Source organism: Streptomyces maremycinicus, from assembly GCF_001184025.1.
Classification (GTDB): Bacteria; Actinomycetota; Actinomycetes; order Streptomycetales; family Streptomycetaceae; genus Streptomyces; species Streptomyces maremycinicus.
In genome coordinates, this window is record NZ_BBYG01000012.1 from 18749 (window position 1) to 38159 (window position 19411).

Consider the following 19411-nt stretch of genomic DNA (forward strand, 5'->3'; position numbering starts at 1 on the left):
AAAATCGACCTCACTGTGTCTGATTCCGTGAGCACCCCCGAAGTCCCCCAGCCCTTTCCCGGTGGCGAGCACCACCCGGGCGAGTCCGTTCGGCACACCCGGGCCAAGGGGGAGCCCCGGTTCCCCGACGGGCCCAAGGCCGATCCCGCCGGGTCGCACTTCGAGCGGCGGATCCGGAGCTTCCAGCCCCGGCGCAGCCGGGTGACGGCCGGGCAGGCGGACGCGTTGCAGCGGCTGTGGGCCAAGTGGGGGCTCGACATCGACGGGCACCCTGTCGACCTCGCCGAGCTGTTCGGCGACGACCGTCCCGTCGTGCTGGAGATCGGCTTCGGCATGGGCGAGGCGACCGCGCAGATGGCGGCCGCCGACCCGGACACCGGCATCCTCGCGGTGGACGTGCACACCCCCGGCCAGGGGAACCTGCTCAACCTCGCGGACCGCACCGGGCTGACCAACGTCCGGGTGGCCAACGGCGACGCGATCATCCTGCTGCGCGAGATGCTGCCGGCGGACTCGCTCGACGGGCTGCGCGTCTACTTCCCCGACCCCTGGCCGAAGAAGCGGCACCACAAGCGGCGTCTCATCCAGCCCGAGTTCCTCGACCTGGCCGCGACGCGGCTGAGACCGGGCGCGACCGTGCACTGCGCCACGGACTGGGAGCCGTACGCCGAGCAGATGCTCAAGGTGCTGACCGCGCACCCCGACTTCGAGAACACCGTGGCGGACGGCGGGTTCGCGCCCCGGCCCGAGTTCCGGCCGCTGACCCGTTTCGAGGGACAGGGGCTGGACAAGGGTCACGTCGTGAACGATCTGCTCTTCCGTCGCGTACAGCATCGCGTCCGGCCCGGGGACCGCTGACCGTCCTCGGCTCACCGCCCTCCCCACCACAGTCCTCTCCCTCGTTAGGGTCGATGCCGTGGCCATGAGTCCTCCGTTTCCGCCCTGTCCGCCGCATCCCGGCGGCGCACCCGAGGACGGTGTGCTCCGGCACGCTCACTGGTGGCAGGGCAAGAGGGTGCGGTACGGGGCGCTGATCACCCTGCTCGCCCTGTCCGGCCTGGTCATCCTGGCGCTGGTGCGCGAACAGACCGGTACGGAGGGGTTCCTGGTCGGGCTGGGGCTGGCGGTGCTGCCCGTGCCGCTGCTGGTGGCCGCCTTCCGATGGCTGGACCGGGTCGAGCCGGGGCCCTGGCGGAACCTGGTCTTCGCCTTCGCCTGGGGGGCCTGCGCTGCGGCGCTGATAGCCATCATCGCCAACAGCTTCGCGACCAGATGGATAGCCACCGCGACCGCCGACCCGTCCGGCGCGGACACCCTCGGGGCGACCGTCATAGCGCCGGTCGTCGAGGAGTCCGCGAAGGCCGCCGCCGTCCTGCTGGTGTTCCTCTTCCGCAGGCGGGACTTCACCGGGATCGTCGACGGCGTGGTCATAGCCGGGGTCACCGCCACCGGCTTCGCCTTCACCGAGAACATCCTCTACCTCGGCACCGCCTTCGGCACCGACCAGCTCACGGGGGACACCGGCATCGCCTCCGTCACCGCCGCGACCTTCTTCGTGCGCGTGATCATGTCGCCGTTCGCGCACCCCCTGTTCACCGTCCTGACCGGCATCGGCTTCGGCGTCGCCGCGCTCTCCGGGGAGCGCCGGCACCTGCGGCGCGTGCTGCTCCCGCTGGGCGGACTGCTCCTCGCGATGGGCATGCACGCCCTGTGGAACGGCTCCTCCTCGTTCGGCGAGTTCGGCTTCTTCGCGGTGTACGCGGCGTTCATGGTGCCCGCGTTCGGGCTGCTGACCTGGCTGGTGGTGTGGACACGGCAACGCGAGCTGCGCACCGTCCGTGAGGAGCTGCCCGCCTACGCGGCCGCCGGCTGGCTCACCCCCGCCGAGCCGTTCGCGCTCGGCTCCATGCGGGCCCGGCGGCTGGCCCGGGAGTACGCCGGGCGCCACCTGGGCAAACCGGCGGCGCGGGAGGTGGCGCGGTACGAGGCCTACGCGACGTCTCTCGCGTTCCTGCGGCACCGCGGCGGACGGGGGCGGGCCGGTGCCGACTTCCTCCCGCGCGAGCGGGAGTTGCTCAACGAACTGTGGAGGCGGAAGGACATCGCCCGGCCCGCGCTGGACCACGCGGCGCGGCTGGCGGCCCCGCCGGTACGGGTGATCGGGCCGCCCTGGCCGGTGTACGGGGTGTACGGGTACGGGGCCGGTCCCGGCCCGTATGCGGCCCCGGCCCACGGGCAGATCCCAGGGCCTGGGCCCGGGCAGATGCCGGGGCCGGGTCAGGGGCAGCCCCATGCCCCCGGGTTTCCGCACCCGGCGGGCCCGGCGTACGGGAACCCGGCGTACGGCTCCCCCGCAGGTCCGGCGTACGGCTCCCCCGCAGGTCCGGCGTACGGCTCCCCCACGGGTCCGGCGTACGGGTACGGCTACGGGTACCCCGCACCGCACGCCGCCGACCCCGGCCCGTACCCCACCCAGTACCCCGCGCAACACCCGCACCAGTAGCCCGGACGGACCGGCCCGGACGTACCGCAGGACGGGAACCGACCCCAAGCAGGTCGGAGCAGGCCGGGCCGCACCGGACGGGGACCGACCCCAAGCAGGTCAGATCAGAGCAGGCCGGAGCAGGTCAGATCAGAACGGGCCGGGCCGGATCAGGCCGAGGCCCGGGTCAGCCGGGAGATCTCCTCCGCCGTCAGCTCCAGCCGCGCCACCTCCAGCAGCGCCGGCAACTGCTCGACCGTCCGCGCGGAGGCGATCGGCGCGGCCACCGTCGGCTGCGCGGCGAGCCACGCCAGGGCGACCGTCGGGATCTGCGCGTCATGGGCCTGGGCGATCTCGTCCAGGGCGGCGAGGACGTTCCGGCCCCGCTCGGTGTCGAGGTGCTTGGCGGCACCGGCGGCCCGCGCGCTCGCGACGGTCGTACCGGGCCGGTACTTGCCGGTGAGGAAGCCGGCGGCCAGCGCGTAGTACGGGACCGCGGCGAGGCCGAAGCGGGCGGCGACGTCCTGGAGGGCGCCCTCGTAGGTGCCGCGGGAGACCAGGTTGTAGTGGGGCTGGAGGGCGACGTACCGGGCCAGGCCCTCGCGGTCGGAGAACTCCAGGGACTCCTGGAGGCGCTCGGGCGAGATGTTGGAGGCGGCGATGTTGCGCACCTTGCCCGCCCTCACCAGTTCGTCGAGCGCGCCGACGATCTCCTCGACGGGCACCTCGGGCTTGTCGAAGTGCGTGTAGTAGAGGTCGATGTGGTCGGTGCCCAGACGGCGGAGCGAGGCGTCGGCGGCGGCCTTGATGTTGTCGGCGGACAGACCGCGGAACCCGGGGTGCTGGCTCACCTTGGTGGCGATCACGAGGTCGTCGCGGTTGCCCCGGGCCTTCACCCACCTGCCGATGATCGTCTCGGACTCACCGCCGCTGTTGCCCTCGGCCCACGCCGAGTAGGAGTCGGCGGTGTCGACGAAGTTGCCGCCCGCGGCCGTGTAGGCGTCGAGTACGGCGAAGGAGGCCGTCTCGTCGGCGGTCCAGCCGAACACGTTGCCGCCGAGGGCGAGCGGGAAGACCTCGAGGTCGGAGGAGCCGAGGTTGCGAAGAGGAGTCATGTTCCGTCTCAACGGGCACGGACGGCCGGCCCATTCCGGGCGGGCACGAAGAACATGTGAACAGCACCGATCACCAGCACAGCCCCGACGCGGAGGGCGTCAGGGCTGCGGGGTGGACCGACGTGCCAGAACGAACCCGCCGGGACGGACGGACGTGCCAGGACGGCACGTGCAAGGACGAGCCTGTCAGGACGGACGTGCCGGGACGGACGTGCCGGGAGGACGACTCAGGGGTTGAGGCCCTTGTCGCGGAGCCAGGCGCCCGGGTCGATGCCGTCGGCGCTGCCGCCCGGGTGGACCTCGAGGTGGAGGTGGGCACCGGTGACGTTCCCGGTCGCGCCCACCCGGCCGATCACATCGCCGGTGGCGACCTTCTGGCCGACACTGACGCTGATCGACGACTGGTGGCAGAACCACACCTCGGTGCCGTCGTCCAGGGTCAGGATGGTGCGGTAGCCGTAGGAGCCGGCCCAGCCCGCCTCGGTGATGGTGCCGCTGTGGACGGCCTTGATGAGCGTGCCCGTCGGCGCGGCGAAGTCGAGACCCGTGTGGTAGCCGGAGGACCAGAGCGAACCGGCCTGACCGAAGGTCGAGGTGATGGTGTACGAGGAGGTCGGCAGCGTGTACTGCTTCGCCAGCTCGGCCAGGCGCGCTGCCTCGGCCTTCGCGGCGGCCTCCTCCGCGGCCTTCTTCTTCGCGGCGGCGGCCTTGGCCTCCGCCTCCTTCTCGGCCTGGGCGGCGGCGTCGGCCTCGGCCTTGGCCGCGGCGGCGAGGGCCTTGACCTCGACCTGGGACTGCTGCGACTCGGCCTGCGCCATGATCCGGCTGCGCAGTGCCTCGCCGGCGTCGGCGGCGCTCTCCTCGGTGTCCAGGGCGGCCTCGGAGCCGAAGCTGGCGAGGGCGGGCGCGGCTTCCGGGGCGGGCTCGTCGTCGGAGATGAGCGAACCCACGTTGGGCAGGTCCGGCATCGAGATGGAGACCGGGGCCTTGCCGGTGTTGGCGCTGGCCATGCCGCCCGCGCTGACGGCGGCTATGACACCGACCCCGAGAACGGTGGAGCTGCGGGCGAATCCGCCGCCGCGCTGCTTGGCGACGCGGTGCTTGCCGCGTACCGGGCGAGTGGACTCCGCGGTGGGGTTCCACTCCTCCCAAGGACCCTCGTCGGTGCGGTAGCCGCCGTAGCCGAAGGTCTCGGTGGACCGCTGGCTGGGCGCGTACGGGGCCTCGGGGGCAGGCGGGTTGGACGCCACGCGGGCGCACTCCTTTCCTTCCGTCGCCTACCGGGTTAGCTGACGGGTTCGGAGCGGGAAGGTCTCCTACGCGCGTATACCGGTCGTGACTCTGCGAGTTCACGACGGCTTCCTTGCGATTCACCCCATGGTGGTGGTTCCCCGGTTCCCTTGCGGGATTCGGCACGTGCCGCACGGAGCCGACTCTGGTGCCGGCTGGGACGACCGCGCTGCGTTATCGAACGTTAATAGACCCGGGGGTGGGTTTCCAAGCTGTTCCCCTTGATCAACAACATTTCCGGCCTGGACTTTTGGGCTACCGGCGGTGAAAAACGGGCGAGTTGACCGCGGCTCGCCATGCCCAGGAAACACTTCATCAGTCACAGGACTTTTGATGGTGACTCAGTCGTTATGCGCAGGGCTGCCGTCCGGTCACCAGGAGTGACACGGGAAAAAGGAATGACCGACGGAAACACCGAAGGCCGGAACCCTTTCGGATTCCGGCCTTCGGACCATCAGTAGCGGGGACAGGATTTGAACCTGCGACCTCTGGGTTATGAGCCCAGCGAGCTACCGAGCTGCTCCACCCCGCGGCGATGAACACAACTGTACGCCATCAGCGGGGCGGAAAGCACATCGGCTGATCCGCGGGACCCCTGCGACCTCAGAGGAGGTGGTGGTTCGGCTCCTTCGCGCGCTCCTCGTACTCCGGGAGGAGGAGGACGTCCACCCCCCGGGCCGCGAGCAGACCCGTTCCGTCCGCCTCGGTGACGAAGGTGTCCGGCTCGCGCCAGGCCGTGACCACCCGGCCCACCCCCGCGTCGAGGATGAGGCGGGCGCAGGGCGCCGGGCGGGAGGAGCGGCGGGCGCACGGCTCGAGGCTGCTGTAGACGGTGGCCGTGGGCAGCCGGGGATCGGCGGGGTCGAGCTTCGCGAGGGCGGCCTCCTCGGCGTGCACGACCGGGTCGCCCGCCTCACGGGAGTGACCGCGGGCCAGCTCCGTGCCGTCGGCGGCGACGATCACGGCACCGACGCTGAAGGCGGTGTCCGAGGGCGGACAGTCGGCCGCGAGGGCGCAGGCGAGGGCCAGCCAGTGCCGGTCGGCGGCGGTGGGCAGCGGTCCGGCGCCGGGGGCGGTGGGCTCGTAGCGGTTCAGGACGACGTCCTCGATGCGCCGGGACTCCACCAGGCGCAGGCGTCCGCCCTGGTAGCCGCCGGGCCCGAAGAGGCGGGGCGCGGCCGGGTCGCCCACGAAGAGCGGTGCGAGGACGAGCTGGAGCTCGTCGGCGAGGCCCTGCCGGAGCAGCTGGGTGTGGACGGTGCCGCCGCCCTCGACCATGAGCCGTCGCACACCCCGCACGTCGTGGAGGTGTTCGAGGAGGCGGCGCCAGTCCAGTTCGGGGCCGAGCGCGACGGCGTCCGCGGCGATGCCCAGCGCGCGGACACGGTCGGCGCCCTTGTCCGTCGTGTACACGACCTTCTCGCCGCCCGTGTGCCAGAAGTTCGCCGCCGGGTCCAGGTCGCCGGAGCCGCTCACGGTGACCTTGAGCGGGTACGCCGGCTGCCCGGCGGCCTCGCGGGCGGCGCGGCGCTCGGGCGAGTTCACCAGGAGCCGGGGGTTGTCGGCGCGGATCGTGCCCGCGCCGATGAGGATGGCGTCGACGGAGGCCCGGACCTCGTCGACCCGGTCGAAGTCGGCGCGGCTGGAGAGGAGCAGGCGCTCGGGCGTGGTGTCGTCCAGGTAGCCGTCGAGGGAGACGGCGGCGGACAGCAGGACGTACGGGTACGGCATCGGCGCGGCTCTCCCTGGGATGACGGGCAGGGCTTGGTTCAAGTTTGAAACAAACTTACACTGGGGGTATGACGACTCGCTGGCTCACCCCCGAGGAGCAACGCGCCTGGCGCGCGTACGTTGCCGGCTACCTCCTCCTCGAGGACGCGATCGACCGGCAGCTCCAGCAGGAGGCCGGCATGCCCCACCTGTACTACTCCATCCTCGCCAACCTCTCCGACATCCCGGAGCGGCGGCTGCGGATGACCGACCTCGCGGAACGGCTGAAGATCACCCGCAGCCGGCTGACCTACGCGGTGTCCCGGCTGGAGAAGGACGGGCTGGTGCGGCGCGAGGACTGCCGCTGGGACAAGCGCGGCAGCGTGGCGGTCCTCACGGACGAGGGCATGACGGTGCTGGAGAACGTGGCGCCCGGGCATGTCGAGACGGTCCGCGCGGGCCTGTTCGACCGGCTCACCCCTGAACAGGTGGGACAGCTGGAGGAGATCTTCACGCAGATCGCACGCGGATTCCAGGAGAAGGACGGCGGCGAGACGGCCCCCGAGGACCTCCCGTGGCGCCGACGCTCCTCACCCTGCTCCGGAACCCCCTGACCGCGGAGTCGGCGGTCCCGTGAGCGCGACCTCCCGCACGTGAGCCCGGCCTCGTGGGGGGCACCACAAACCAGTTGCTTCAAATTTAAAGCATGGGGTAGGGTCTCGCTTCGCTGGATCTGCTTCAAATCTGAAGCACAGGGCGGCCCGGTGCCGCCCTGTCACCGTCCTCCGGACCCGGGAGACCGCATGCCCGACACCCCCGCCGCCACCCCGCGCGCCCGCGTCCGGGTACCGCTGCGCTTCCCCGACGGCTACTCCGTCGACGCCGAACTGGTCACCTTCCACGGACTCACCGACGGCCAGGAGCACATCGCCGTCGTCCTCGGCGAGCCCGCGCCCGGTGCCACCCCCCTGGTCCGGCTGCACTCCGAGTGCCTGACCGGTGACGTCTTCGGCTCCGCCCGCTGCGACTGCGGGCCGCAGCTGCGCGAGGCGGTCGAGCGCATAGCCGTCACGGGCGGTGTCCTGCTCTACCTCCGCCAGGAGGGCCGCGGCATCGGCCTCTACAACAAGCTCGACGCGTACGCCCTCCAGGACCAGGGCCTGGACACCTACGAGGCGAACGCCGCGCTCGGGCTGCCCGAGGACGACCGGGACTACACGGCCGCCGCCCAGATGCTGCGCGCGCTGGGGATCACGAGCCTGGACCTGCTGTCCAACAACCCCGACAAGGCCGGCCAGTTGCGCGACCTGGGCATCGATGTCCGGGACCGTGTCCCGACGGGCGTCTTCACGACCCCGCACAATGTGCGCTACCTGCGCGCCAAGGTCCTCCAGACCCAGCACACGCTGCCGCTGGCCGACCTCACCGGGCTCCACGCGGGCTGACCGCCGACGGTCCGAACGGGCCGTCCAGCGCCGCCCATTGGAGCAGCATGATGGTCTTGGCGTCCGCGATCGCGCCGGTGCGGACGAGATCGAGGGCCTCGGTGAAGGGGAGTTCGACGACGGCGATGTCCTCGCCCTCGGCCGCCACGCCCGCCGTGTCGGTTCCGGGGGCGGAGGCGTCGTAGGGGGCGGCGAAGAAACCGAGCCGCTCGGTGACCGACCCGGGGCTCATGAAGGCGTCGAAGACATGCTCGACGTCGTGCACCGCCCGGCCGGTCTCCTCGGCCGCCTCGCGGCGGATCGCCTCGCGCGGGTCGTCGCCGTCCAGGAGTCCGGCGGCGGCCTCCAGCAGCATGCCGTCCGGATGCCCGTTGACGTACGCGGGCAGCCGGAACTGCCGGGTGAGCAGGACCGTACGGCGGTCGGGGTCGTAGAGGAGGATCGTGGCCCCGTCGCCCCGGTCGTACGTCTCGCGCTGCTCGCGGCTCCAGTGGCCGTCGCTGTGCCGGTAGTCGAAGGTGGTGCGGCGCAGCACGGACCAGTCGCAGGCGAGGACCTCGACGTCGAGGACACGGACCCGGTCGTTGCCGGTGAGGTCGCGACCGTGGCGGTCGAGTCCGGTACGGCCGCGGGGGTCCGGGACGTCGATCCCGGGGGTGCCGGGTGCGGGCCGGGCCGGCCCGCCACGGGAGCCGTTCGCGGGGGTGGGCGAGGTGTCTACGTGCTCGGTCATCGGTGCCCTTCGAGGTGGGTGACAGCGGGGCCGGCGGCGCGGGCGTCGGGGGTGCGAGGGTCGGCGGCGTCGGCGGCGTCGGCGGCGCGGACGTCGGGGGTGCGGGGGGCGGCGGCGCGGGCGCCGGGGACGTCGGCGAGGGCGGCGTAGACCGGCTTGCCCTGGGCGCGGGCCTGCTCGGTCATCCGGTCCGCGCCCTGCGAAGGACCGCCGATGCGCAGCACGGCGTCGCAGCGTGCCAGCAGGCGCTCGGCGACGGGGTGGAAGAGCTCGTCGAAGAGCGGATCACCGGGGGCGGCGCCGCCCGCCGCCTCCAGCAGGGGCAGTGCGAGCGCCTCCCCGGTGACGGGCAGGTGCCCGGCACGGAACAGCACGAGGGCGACCTCGTTCATGGCCCGCACATTCTCCGCGAGCTTCGCGGGGTCGTCGCCGGTGCCCGCACGGTACGGGCCGGCGACCAGGATCATCAGCGGATGCATCAGCGGTCTCCTCAGTGGTTCCACGGGGTCTGCCGGGGCGCGTTCAGGCCAGCCGGGTCTCGACGCCGGCCTCACGCAGGGCGTCCAGGGTCTGCGGGCCACCGGGATGGGTGGCCGGGTCAGCCGCGGCGGCGTCGGTCACGAAGGCGTCCACGGCGTCGAGCGGGGCGACCTGGCTGAAGGCGCGCACGCCCAGCTTGGTCGCGTCGGCGACGGCGACCGTGCGGGCCGCCTGGCCGAGCCCCACCTGCTTGACGGCCGCGTCGTCGAGGGAGAACTCCGACCAGCCGTGCTCGGCGTGCACCCCGCCGATCGACATCACGAACACGTCGAACGCCAGGGACTCGAGGGTGCGCAGCGCCAGCGGTCCGACGAGGGACCGCTCACCCGGGCGGGACCTGCCGCCGACGACCAGCAGATCGATGCCGGGCCGGTCGGCCAGCCGCACCGCCGCCTGGAGACTGAGCACGGCGACCGTCAACGGGCCCCGCGCGGCGAGGTGTTCCGCCACGTGCACGGTCGTGGTCCCGGCGTCCAGCAGCACCCGGGAGCCCGGCTCGACGAGCCCGGCGACGGCCGCGCCGAGCCGGTCCTTCGTCGCCGCCTGCCAGGCCTGCCGGGCCTCGAAGCCACCGCCCTCCGCACGCGGCCGGCCGGCGACGGCCCCGCCGTGCACCCGCCGCACCAGCCCCTGCCGCTCCAGCACGTCCAGATCCCGGCGCACGGTCATCTCCGACACCCCGAGCCGCTGGGCGAGCTCGGCCACGGAGACCCGCCCCTGCGCCTGCCCCTGGCCCTGCCCCGGTTCACGCTCCTGGTCCTGGCCGTGCCCCTGCACGAGGCGGAGGGTCAGGTCGAGACGGTCTGCGACATCCATGACAGCATTTCTACCATACGGATGTTCAAGTGAACATGAAGATGTTCAAGTCCCGACCGAACGGGCCATATCTGCTCTGGCGAGAACAGAATTACCTACACCCGCAGCCGAGCTATGACCCTCGGGCCGCCCATCGTCACGAGTCGAGGCATAGAATGCGATCTCATGCCGAAGCCTGACGAGCTGATCGTTGACATCGCCGCCCTTGTGGAGTCCGGGCAGAGCAATCTCATGCCCCTGACCGTGGTCACCGGTGGTGCTGTCATCACCGGTCGACTGGCCACCGAAGCCATGTGGAGGCAGCGGGTGTCGGAGGTGCTGACGAACTCCGCCCAGCTGGGCGAGTTCTCCGCCGTCTTCGACAGTCCCGCGAAGAAGGACGGGCCACCGACACATCTGCACTTCCACGTCGCCCGGATCCTCCAAGGGACGGTGGGGATCCCGGAGACCGGCGGGATGTACCGCGTCGCGATCGAGGACGTCAGCGCCTGGACCATCGGGGACTTCAGCTACTCCGACCATTGACGCCCGGAACGGAAACGGCGCCCGGACCGACCGAAGTCGGCCCGGGCGCCGCGGCGTCGCGCTGGGTGAGCGGCAGCACGATGTCGCACTCGGCGAGGAGCCGCTCGCGCGAGCGCAGGCCCGCCACGAGTGGTCGCAGCGCGTCGTCGGCGACGCCGAACCGTTCGCCGTAGCCGTGTTCGAGGAAAATCCGCTCGCGTACGTCCGGGGCGATCCGGTCGAGGTGGCGCGGGTGCAGCCGGAGGCGGAACTCGTCCTCCTTGCGGGAGGAGTACTCCGAGTCGTTCGAGCCATCCCGATCTGCGGCAGAGGTGACGAGGCCAGCGCCACGCGTTGGGACGGTGGCGTGTGACGGGCCTGGCACGCGCGACGCCCAGCAGTGGTCCCTCTCATGGGCGTCGTTCCGGCACCGTTTAGGGCACGGTCGGCGGCTCGGAGATGAGGAGGGCGCATGCCCGACACCGGTGAGAACTCCCGCGCGGACGAACAGGTGAACTGCACTCGGCTCGAGGGCGAAGCGGCCGGGATGTTCACGGAGTTACAGCGCGCCGACACCAAGGCGACGGCCTTGTGCGGCCTGATCGGTGGCCTGCTGGCGGTCGACGCAATGGCGCTGTCCGCAGTCTCCGAATCCCCGCGGATGCCCGTGGCCGCCTTGGTGGGGGCCGCTGTCCTTCTAGGCGTGGCGCTCATGATGACGATGGTGGCCATCCGTCCCGCTCTACCACCGGGCGGCAGGCTTCGGGCGTTCGTGTGTTCCGTGGCGCACTCCGGTCCGCCGGAGACCGCCGAGCGGAATCCTGCGGCGCTGGAAGCAGACCGGCATCTGCTGCTGCAGGCAGAGCGGCTCGCGTTGTTCACGACGCTGGCCCAACGAAAGTTCCGGATCCTCAGGTGGGCCGTGGACGTCACCGCGGCTGCGCTCACGATGGCAGGAACAGGACTGTTGATCCTGTACATCACCATTTGAGACCATGAGTGAGTGACGGTCATCACAAAAGGGGGCGAGGATGTACCGGTCGCATGTCTCGGTCATCGGTCAGGGCCTGTGGTCACAGTTATGCGATCTGGCTCCGGTCCACGTGCGGCCGGCGAGGAGCGTGCTGCTGCGGCAGGGTGATCCCGGTACGCATGTCGTCCTGCTTGCTGCCGGCTCAGCCCTGGTGACGCTGACGGGATTCCAGGGGGAACAGTCACTGCTGGCGGTGCGCGGCGCGGGTGAGATCTTCGGCGAACTGGCGGTCTTGGACGACCACCCGCGTACCGCGTCGGTGACGGCCGCCGAGGTCTGCCGGGTGCATATCGTTCCCGCGCCGGTCTTCCTGACCTTCGTCGACCGTCACGGGCTGCTGGGACCCTTGCTGCGTCACGCCATCGCGCGAGTCCGCGAAGCGGAGACGGCCCTCTTGGAGATGGCCACCGCGCCGGTGCCGGTGCGACTGGCTTCGGCGCTGGGCCGTTTGCTCCCGACAGCCTCGGCTACGGATACCGAATACGTCGTGCCGCTGACACAGGCGGAGCTGTCCCGGATGATCGGCGCGTCCCGCAACGCCGTCGGGTCGGCTCTTCGGCCATGGCGCTTGCGGGGGTGGCTCGACACAGAGGCCACCGGCGGGCTCCTCGTACGGGACATCGCAGCGATCCGGTCCCACGCGTACGCCCAGCAGTGACGCATGACACCTGGGGGGTGCCCACCAGTGGGTATCCCCACCATCCGAGGCCGACGAGCATCGCGGTCACGCACATCCCCACACCTTGTTCTCGTGCCGGAAAGGCGACTGAGCCATGCCTTCTCTTCTCCCGCAGGACGCCGCCGACGTGCCGCCGGAGCAGGTGCTCCTGGTCGTCGACATGAAGGGGTACAGCCAGATCCCCGAAGCACAGATGGCGTCCACCCGGGAAGACCTCGACGCCATCCTCTCCACCGTGTTCGAACAGAGCGGTATCGGGCGCGCCTCGACGTTGGAGAACACGGTGAAGGACCGCGGCGACGGAGCCATCTTCGTGCTCCCCGCGCGGCATGCGGCCCGTCTGGTCGATCCCTTCCTCGACAACCTCCGCCGGGCGCTGGACCGTCACGAGCGAAACCGACTGAGCGGTCTGCCAGAACTTCGGCTGCGCGCGAGCGTGCATGTCGGCCCGCTGGAGCCACCAGCACACCGCGGTGACGCGGCCAACGACGCCTGCCGGCTCGTCGACAGCGAACCGGCGTACCAGGCCATGAAGGCGGCCACCGATCACGGTCTTCCGCTGGCCGCCGTGGTCTCGGACCCGGTGTTCCGCCGGGCCGTCCGTGCGGGCCGCACCCCGGTACTCCAACCGCGCCACTTCCTGCGGGCCACTGCCCGGGTCGAGGGCAAGCCGGAATTCGAGGAGGGGTGCTGGATCTTCGTGCCGGGACTGGTCCCGGCAGTGATCAGCCCTTATCTCACCGACCACACCACGGCTGAGCCCGGGCCACGAGACCGCACACCACAGCGCACCGCGACAAATGCCGGGCCCGACGAACCCGCGACCACGGTGCGTCTGAGGGGCAGGGCCAGCGGAAAAGCCCGGCTCATCCAGGTCGGCCACGACTACACCGTCGGTCCGGAACATCCATGGACCGAAGAGCCGTCGGAGTGAGCAGGAGGAAATGGCTCTGCGGCTCCTGCGAGGCACGCCCGCCCGTCCCGCACGGGCAGCATCCCCGGGTAGCATTTGTCCATTATCGGGTATTGGGGAACCTGGGGCTGCCATGAATCCAGTGGTGACGTCGACCGGAACCGCGCTGTGCACGCGACGGAAATCGATGCGCGGCCAGGCGCGGTGCGACATCCGTGTGGACCGTCCTTGACAGAGTTCGATCGCCCTCTTCACAGCCTTGTCGCGTACGCCTATGAAGCTGCGACCGTCTACCAGGCCGCGCACGACCTGAACGTCCAACAGGTCGGTCCCCCCTGGCGGGTCAACACGTTGCGGCTGAAGAACCGTATGTCTGTCTCGCCCGCCGCGAAGGGCCGTCAGCAGCCGAGCAAGCTCCTGCGCACACGCGACGAGGTGGTGGACTTCTCCGGGCGGGCCGACGAGGAAGAGGAGTTCACGGTCTGGCGCGACTCCGACGAGGCCGTGCTCATACGGCTCCTGCATGCGCCCGGCGGCGAGGGCAAAACCCGCTTCGCCCGGCATCTCGGCCGGACTTGGGGCAGAAAGGGCTGGGTCGCACTGGACGCTCAGCACACGAAGACCCCGGGGCAGGATACGGGTGGCATGCCCAGGGTCACCGAGGGCGCCAAAGGCGTGCTGATCATCGTCGACTACGCGGAGCGGTGGCCCGAGGACGATCTGGTGGGATTCGTCCGCGAGTCCCGGAGGCTCTGGAAGCTGCCGCTTCGCATTCTGCTGCTCTCACGTCCGGCCGGCGTCTGGTGGGAGCAGGTCGAGTACCTTCTCGACAAGGAACTCGAGTTGGACGCGGAAGCGATTCGGCTGGCTCCGCTGGGCACGCGGGCGGAGGAACGGGAGCGCGCGTTCTTCGCGGCTCGTGACGCGTTCGCCGAACGGCTCAAGGTCTCCGATCCAGAAGCGATCGGTCCACCCGAGAGGCTCCTCTCCGACGACGCCTACTCCATGATCCTCACGATCCACATGGCCGCGCTCGCGGCGGTCGACGCATCCCACCGGGGGACTTCGGCTCCCGTGGATCCGGCACGGCTGTCCTCCTACCTCCTGAGGCGGGAGCGGGACCACTGGCGGAACCTTGAACGCGGCAAGCGGATCCAGACCGATGCCTCGACACTGGAATGCGCGGTCTACGCGGCCTCACTGTGCGGTCCCATGCGGCAGCGGGAAGCCGATGGGGTCGCAGTCGTCATGGGCATCGCAAGCAATCGCGAGCGAGCCCGCGGCGTAATCCAGGACCACGCCTTCTGCTATCCGCCTCCGCCCGCGCTCAGAAAGACGGACAGCGTCCTGGAGGCCCTGCAACCCGACCGGTTGGCCGAGGACTTCGTCGCCCTGAGCTTGCCGGGCCATGACGGGGAGTTCACGCCGCAGCCCTGGGCCGCCGAGGCCACGAACAAGTTGCTGAACTCGACCTGGAAGGAGATCGACCGAAGCGTTCGCGGGGCGCTCACCACCCTGATAGAGATGGCGACCCGGTGGCGACATATTTCGGTGGACTATCTCTCGCCGTTGCTCACGTCCCGCCCCAGGATCGTGCTGGAGTGCGGGAACGCCTCCTTGGCCACGCTGGCCGACAACCCGCACATCGGGATCGAAACACTGCGGGCCGTGGCCGCCGTGCTGCGCGGCCGCGAAATACCAGGACTCGGTACAGGTGCGGCCGCGATCCTCAGCCAGGTCATCAAGGCCCAGCAGCAGGAAGTGGACGACCCTGCGGAGAAGGCGGCCCTTTGCCACGAACTCACCGCCGTCTACCAGTTCGCCGGTCTGTTCGACCAGGCTGCCGGCGCCGCTCGCGACGAGGTCGCGCTCCTGCGTCCTCTCGCCGAGGCGGAGCCGGAGGACTACCGCTCCGCATTGGCCGACGCGCTGTTCAGCCTGTGCGCCGCTCTGACCGAGCAGGGCAATCACGAGGAGGCTGCGGCATTCGGGACGGAGGCGCTGAACGTCAGGAGAGGATCGCTGCCGCTCCACGGCGGCATCTCGCCCGACAGCGACCCGGACGACCGCAACAGGACCGGGCCGAGACCGGTCGCGGGCCCCTTCGGAACGGCGCTCGCCTCCTCTTTGGTGCACCACGCGGAATGGCTCTTCTACGAAAAGGGCGACCCTCGGGCCCTCGCGATCTGCGGCGAGGCGGTGAGCCTGTTACGGCGGGTGACCGAACGGAGCCCGAACCGCCGTGCCTGCCTGGCCCGCGCGCTTCAAACCCAGACCGGCATCCACCTGCGTACGGCGGACCTGGGGGCGGCCCTGCGAACGGCGGCGCAGAGCGTCTCGGCATCCCGCGATCTCTTCGCCGAGCGGAACTCCGTCCACCGCGCGGAACGCCTCGTGCGTGCCCTCGCTCTCATGAGCACGGTGCAGGTGAAAGCCGGGCAGACACGCGCCGCCATCGGCTCGGCGAACGAAGCTGTGTCGCTCGCACGGCGGGTAGTGGCCTCGGACGAGAAGCGGACTGCTCTGCTGGCGCACGCGCTCTCCATCCTGGGGGAGTGCATGGCGTACCAAGCTCCTACCCAAGCTGTGGCCGTATCGTCCGAGGCACTCCGTATGAACCGGAGCCTTGCCAGGAAGGACCCTCGGCATCGCGCAGCGTTGGCGGTCTCCCTGGCGAAGCACGCGACTGTCCTCCTCAAGTGCGGGAAGGCGGACTCCGCTCGCCCCCTGACCCTGGAGAGCGTGTCCCTGACAGAGGCCGACGCGAACGCGGACGCCACGGCTCCGGTGGACGCGAGCGTGTTGGCACTCACCCTCGGGGCTCTGGCCGACGCCCTCAAAATCTCCGGGGACCACGGCGAGGCGCTCACGGCGGCGCGGAAGGCGGCGAAAGCGACCGAGGAACTCGCACAACGCCTCCCGTGGTACGCGTCAGACCTCGCGGAACACCAAGGCAGGGTGGCCGACATCCTCCTCTCGAAGGGTGAGCTGAGGGGTTCCGAGGAGATGGCCCGGCTCGCGCTGCGAACCTATGCGCACTTCCGGCAGACCTACGGTCCCCTGCCCTGGCTGGACGTCCGCCTGACGATCTCGTGTGCGCGCTCCCTGGTCTTATCAGGCAACCTGAAAGCGTCTGCGAGGAGTATCAGAAGGATCGAGGCGACGCTGCGCGAGGTCGGGGCGACAGACGGAGAGGACACGGCGCCCTTTCTCACCCTCGTGGCCCTGCATCAATGGGCGGCGAACCATCGGGAGGAAGCGGCAGCGAGTGCCCGCGATGCCGTCATCCTCTTCCGGGCCCGGATCATCGAGAGGCCCGGGGTGAAACTGGAATTGGTCACGGCCTTGGAACTGCACGGGACGATGGCCGTGGAACAGGGGCGGATGGAGGTCGGCTTGCTGGACCTCCAGGAAGCGAACACCCTGCTGAAGGAGCTTCGGAGGGACAGCCCGGGCAATTCCTTCCTGGTTCCCTTTCAGGTCCGTTGCCTGACCAGTCTCGGATTGGCTTACCACCTGCTGGAGCGTGACGAGGAGGCACGGTCGGCCACAAAGGAGGCCGTCTCCCTCGTCCCGGAGGGTTACTTGCCGGCGATGGCCCTTGAGACCGCGGTGGACGCTCACATCACCTTCGCGCGCATTCGTCTGGAAAGCGGGGAACGTCTGCCGGACGCCGTCCAAGTGGCCCGAACGGCCTTCAAACTGTGCGCAGCCGCAGGTTCGGCCGGCCTCCTGGACCAGGCGGCGGAACTCAGGTACCTGTTGAGTGAGTTGACGGGCAGCGCGACTGGCGCCTAGCGAGTCGCCGGCACCCCGCCAGCGGCGAGGCGCACGGAAGGAGTGGATCCACCAGGAGGTCAGCTCCCCCGGCCAGCTCATTGCCGCGGTCGGCGACGACGGCGGCGGTGACGGCCTCGTCGGGCTCGTCCCGGATGGGCTGTCGCCCAGGCGCAGCGCGGCGGGGCTGAGGTCGGCCTCGCCAAGACGCGCGGCGGTGACCGGCCGGTCCCCTCGACGTTCTCGTGCTCCGCCGGGTGCCGTCCGCCCTGGCGCTGACACCTTGAATCAGCAGGCGAGGCATTCCCTCAGCCTGGTGGGCCGCGCTGGCGGAACCCGCACCTTCCGTCTCCCCCGCGACAGCATCGTCGTGGTTCTGCTCCAAGAAAGCGCGAGGCGGCGTTCCCCCCGAAAACGATGCAGCGCCTGACCCGGCCGAAGCCGACTCAGGCGCTGCATCGCAGGTCAGAGAGGTTAGCCCTCCCTCACCGCCGGTAGGCCCTGTGGGACTCGAACCCACAACCAATGGATTAAAAGTCCACTGCTCTGCCAATTGAGCTAAGGGCCCAGGCGATGTTGCCTCCCCGAGCATAGCCGGACGTGGCCGTGTCTCCGATCGGGTATCGGAGACACGGGCGCGCCGGGCGATGCGAAGCGCTCGGGATCGGGCCCTGGATCGGTCACAACTCCGGCAGTTCGGCCGGTGTCCCCGCCCGGGCCGCCTCGCGGGCGATGGTCCGCTCGTGGGTGGGATCGAGGAACCAGTGGCGGGCGGAGACCTGCCACCACGCCCCCGCGAACCCCAGCACGACGAGGACGGCGACCGGGGCGTAGTTGAAGGTCTCCCAGGTGACCGGGGAGACCTGGGGGAGCATGAACAGGACGGTGATGACGGCCACCCACGCCACCGACACCACGCCGATCGCCTTCGACCAGCGGCCCAGGTGCCACGGCCCCCGCGCGAAGGCGTCGCCCTTGCGGACGCGCAGCAGGGTCGGGATGACGTACGCGATGTAGAGGCCGATGACGGCGATCGAGGTGACGGCCGCGTACGCGGTCACGTTGATCAGGTACGGCAGGCCCAGCACCAGCGCGCCGCCGGCCGCCAGCCAGACCGCCGCGACGGGCGTGCGGGTGCGCGGGCTGACCGTGTGCCAGAGGTGCGAGTACGGCAGCGCGCCGTCCCGCGAGAAGGCGTAGATCATGCGGCTGTTGGCGGTCACCGACGCCATCCCGCAGAACAGCTGGGCGCCGATCACCACGAGCAGCAGCAGCTTGCCGGCGGTCGCGCCGAGCGCGTCGAGCAGGATCTGGGCGGGCGGCGCGCCGGTCGGGGAGGCGAGCGCGGCGTCGTAGGACTGGATGGCGTAGGTGAAGCCGAGCAGGAGCACGAAGCCCGCGATCCACGAGGTCCAGATGGACCGCACGATGCCCTTGGGGCCGGCCGTCGAGGCGTCGTGCGTCTCCTCGGTCATGTGGGCGGAGGCGTCGTACCCGGTGAAGGTGTACTGGGCCATCAGCAGGCCGAGCAGGACGACGTAGAAGCCGCTGCCCCAGCCGGTGTTGTTGACGAACTCGCCGAACACGAAGGACGTCGACTGATGCCTGTCGGGGACGAAGGCCAGCGCCCCGACGATGACGCCCACGCCCAGCACGTGCCACCACACGCTCACGCTGTTGAGCAGGGCGACGATCCGCACCCCGAAGGTGTTCAGCAGGCCGTGCAGGACCAGGATCCCGGCGAAGAGCAGGACCGTCCGGCCGGGTGTCACCTCGAAGTCGAACTGGAGGTTCAGATAGGCGCCGAGGAAGGACGCGGCCCCGAAGTCGATGCCGGCCGTCACGGCCACCTGGCCCAGCACGTTGAACCAGCCCGTGAACCAGGCCCAGGCCGCCGCCGATCGCGAGGGCGCCAGCCGGTGCGCCCAGAAGTACAGGCCCGCCGAGGTCGGGTACGCCGAGCAGATCTCGGCCATGGACAGGCCGACGAAGAGGGTCATCAGCCCGACGACCACCCAGCCCCAGGTGATCACCGCCGGCCCGCCCGTGTTCATGCCGAACAGGTACAGCGTCAGACAGCCCGACAGGACCGAGATGATGGTGAAGGAGACCGCGTAGTTGGAGAACGCCGACATGCGGCGGGCGAGGACCTGGGTGTAACCGAGTTCGGCCAGCAGCTCTTCGTCCGAGAGTTTCCCGGGAGCCGACTGACCCGCTGTGCCGTCATCTGTCATGCCCCCAGCAATTCCCCTGCCGGGAGCATGACACACGTCACAATGTGGCTAGAAAATGCCGTTGCGGCGGATCGTGCGAGGTTGCCGCAGACGCGAGAACGCCGTGGCCCCCCACCGGTGTTCGGTGGGGGGCCACGGCG

At 70.4% G+C, this 19411-nt stretch carries 17 protein-coding genes, 2 tRNA genes and 1 riboswitch; of the genes, 9 read left to right on the forward strand and 10 right to left on the reverse strand.

The window, feature by feature from the left end; translation table 11 throughout:
* Positions 1 to 15: 15 nt before the first annotated feature.
* Both trmB and AOQ37_RS13135 read left to right on the forward strand, forming a co-directional pair.
* Positions 16 to 858, forward strand: coding sequence for a tRNA (guanosine(46)-N7)-methyltransferase TrmB (trmB, locus tag AOQ37_RS13130; protein ID WP_199825000.1), 843 nt, complete (start codon positions 16 to 18; stop codon positions 856 to 858).
* A 64-nt stretch (positions 859 to 922) separates the two neighbouring features.
* Positions 923 to 2503, forward strand: a complete 1581-nt coding sequence (locus AOQ37_RS13135) for a PrsW family intramembrane metalloprotease (protein ID WP_234436893.1) — start codon at positions 923 to 925, stop codon at positions 2501 to 2503.
* Positions 2504 to 2652: 149 nt separating this feature from the next.
* Here AOQ37_RS13135 and AOQ37_RS13140 read toward each other — a convergent pair whose 3' ends face one another.
* From AOQ37_RS13140 to AOQ37_RS13155, 4 genes are all read right to left on the reverse strand, one after another.
* Positions 2653 to 3597, reverse strand: coding sequence for an aldo/keto reductase (locus tag AOQ37_RS13140; protein ID WP_062644556.1), 945 nt, complete (start codon positions 3595 to 3597; stop codon positions 2653 to 2655).
* A 227-nt stretch (positions 3598 to 3824) separates the two neighbouring features.
* The gene (locus tag AOQ37_RS13145) at positions 3825 to 4847 is read right to left on the reverse strand and encodes a M23 family metallopeptidase (RefSeq protein WP_062644558.1); all 1023 of its coding nucleotides are present in this window, start codon (positions 4845 to 4847) and stop codon (positions 3825 to 3827) included.
* A gap of 9 nt (positions 4848 to 4856) precedes the next feature.
* Positions 4857 to 5022: riboswitch (cyclic di-AMP (ydaO/yuaA leader) on the reverse strand.
* Between the two features lie 323 nt (positions 5023 to 5345).
* A tRNA-Met gene (locus AOQ37_RS13150) sits at positions 5346 to 5419 on the reverse strand.
* 71 nt (positions 5420 to 5490) lie between these two features.
* Positions 5491 to 6618: a dihydrofolate reductase family protein gene (locus AOQ37_RS13155; protein ID WP_062644560.1), complete on the reverse strand. Its 1128-nt coding sequence runs from the start codon at positions 6616 to 6618 to the stop codon at positions 5491 to 5493.
* A gap of 68 nt (positions 6619 to 6686) precedes the next feature.
* Here AOQ37_RS13155 and AOQ37_RS13160 point away from each other — a divergent pair, with 68 nt between their 5' ends.
* Together AOQ37_RS13160 and AOQ37_RS13165 are read left to right on the forward strand one after the other, a co-directional pair.
* Positions 6687 to 7211: a MarR family winged helix-turn-helix transcriptional regulator gene (locus AOQ37_RS13160; protein ID WP_062644562.1), complete on the forward strand. Its 525-nt coding sequence runs from the start codon at positions 6687 to 6689 to the stop codon at positions 7209 to 7211.
* 189 nt (positions 7212 to 7400) lie between these two features.
* Positions 7401 to 8042, forward strand: coding sequence for a GTP cyclohydrolase II (locus AOQ37_RS13165; protein ID WP_062644564.1), 642 nt, complete (start codon positions 7401 to 7403; stop codon positions 8040 to 8042).
* Here the strand turns inward: AOQ37_RS13165 and AOQ37_RS13170 are convergent.
* The 3 genes from AOQ37_RS13170 to AOQ37_RS13180 are packed head-to-tail and all read right to left on the reverse strand — an operon-like array spanning position 8020 to position 10131.
* A complete protein-coding gene (locus AOQ37_RS13170) occupies positions 8020 to 8775 on the reverse strand; it encodes an NUDIX domain-containing protein (RefSeq protein WP_078890156.1) in 756 nt (251 codons plus the stop codon). The genes AOQ37_RS13165 and AOQ37_RS13170 overlap by 23 nt on opposite strands.
* Positions 8772 to 9254 (reverse strand): DUF4406 domain-containing protein, encoded by a 483-nt coding sequence (locus AOQ37_RS13175; RefSeq protein ID WP_306305213.1) that lies wholly within the window; start codon positions 9252 to 9254, stop codon positions 8772 to 8774. The genes AOQ37_RS13170 and AOQ37_RS13175 overlap by 4 nt, the downstream gene beginning before the upstream one ends.
* 43 nt (positions 9255 to 9297) lie before the next feature.
* Entirely contained in the window at positions 9298 to 10131 is an 834-nt protein-coding gene (locus AOQ37_RS13180; protein WP_078890157.1) for a DeoR/GlpR family DNA-binding transcription regulator, read from the reverse strand.
* A 165-nt stretch (positions 10132 to 10296) separates the two neighbouring features.
* Between AOQ37_RS13180 and AOQ37_RS13185 the strand changes: the two genes are divergently transcribed.
* Positions 10297 to 10656, forward strand: a complete 360-nt coding sequence (locus tag AOQ37_RS13185; RefSeq protein ID WP_062644565.1) for a hypothetical protein — start codon at positions 10297 to 10299, stop codon at positions 10654 to 10656.
* Here AOQ37_RS13185 and AOQ37_RS41255 read toward each other — a convergent pair.
* Complete coding sequence (locus AOQ37_RS41255; RefSeq protein ID WP_062644567.1) at positions 10637 to 11020, reverse strand: Rossmann-fold NAD(P)-binding domain-containing protein; 384 nt, start codon at positions 11018 to 11020, stop codon at positions 10637 to 10639. The genes AOQ37_RS13185 and AOQ37_RS41255 overlap by 20 nt on opposite strands.
* 87 nt (positions 11021 to 11107) lie before the next feature.
* Here AOQ37_RS41255 and AOQ37_RS13195 point away from each other — a divergent pair, with 87 nt between their 5' ends.
* From AOQ37_RS13195 to AOQ37_RS13210, 4 genes are all read left to right on the forward strand, one after another.
* Positions 11108 to 11626 (forward strand): Pycsar system effector family protein, encoded by a 519-nt coding sequence (locus tag AOQ37_RS13195; protein WP_062644569.1) that lies wholly within the window; start codon positions 11108 to 11110, stop codon positions 11624 to 11626.
* A gap of 40 nt (positions 11627 to 11666) precedes the next feature.
* On the forward strand, positions 11667 to 12326 hold the full coding sequence (locus AOQ37_RS13200; protein WP_062644571.1) for a Crp/Fnr family transcriptional regulator: 660 nt from the start codon (positions 11667 to 11669) through the stop codon (positions 12324 to 12326).
* 115 nt (positions 12327 to 12441) lie between these two features.
* Positions 12442 to 13281 (forward strand): nucleotidyl cyclase domain-containing protein, encoded by an 840-nt coding sequence (locus tag AOQ37_RS13205; RefSeq protein ID WP_062644573.1) that lies wholly within the window; start codon positions 12442 to 12444, stop codon positions 13279 to 13281.
* A gap of 207 nt (positions 13282 to 13488) precedes the next feature.
* Positions 13489 to 17058 (forward strand): hypothetical protein, encoded by a 3570-nt coding sequence (locus AOQ37_RS13210; RefSeq protein ID WP_062644575.1) that lies wholly within the window; start codon positions 13489 to 13491, stop codon positions 17056 to 17058.
* A gap of 474 nt (positions 17059 to 17532) precedes the next feature.
* Here AOQ37_RS13210 and AOQ37_RS13215 read toward each other — a convergent pair.
* Positions 17533 to 17605: transfer RNA gene (locus AOQ37_RS13215), tRNA-Lys, on the reverse strand.
* A gap of 112 nt (positions 17606 to 17717) precedes the next feature.
* Entirely contained in the window at positions 17718 to 19271 is a 1554-nt protein-coding gene (locus tag AOQ37_RS13220; RefSeq protein WP_062644577.1) for an amino acid permease, read from the reverse strand.
* Positions 19272 to 19411: the final 140 nt, after the last annotated feature.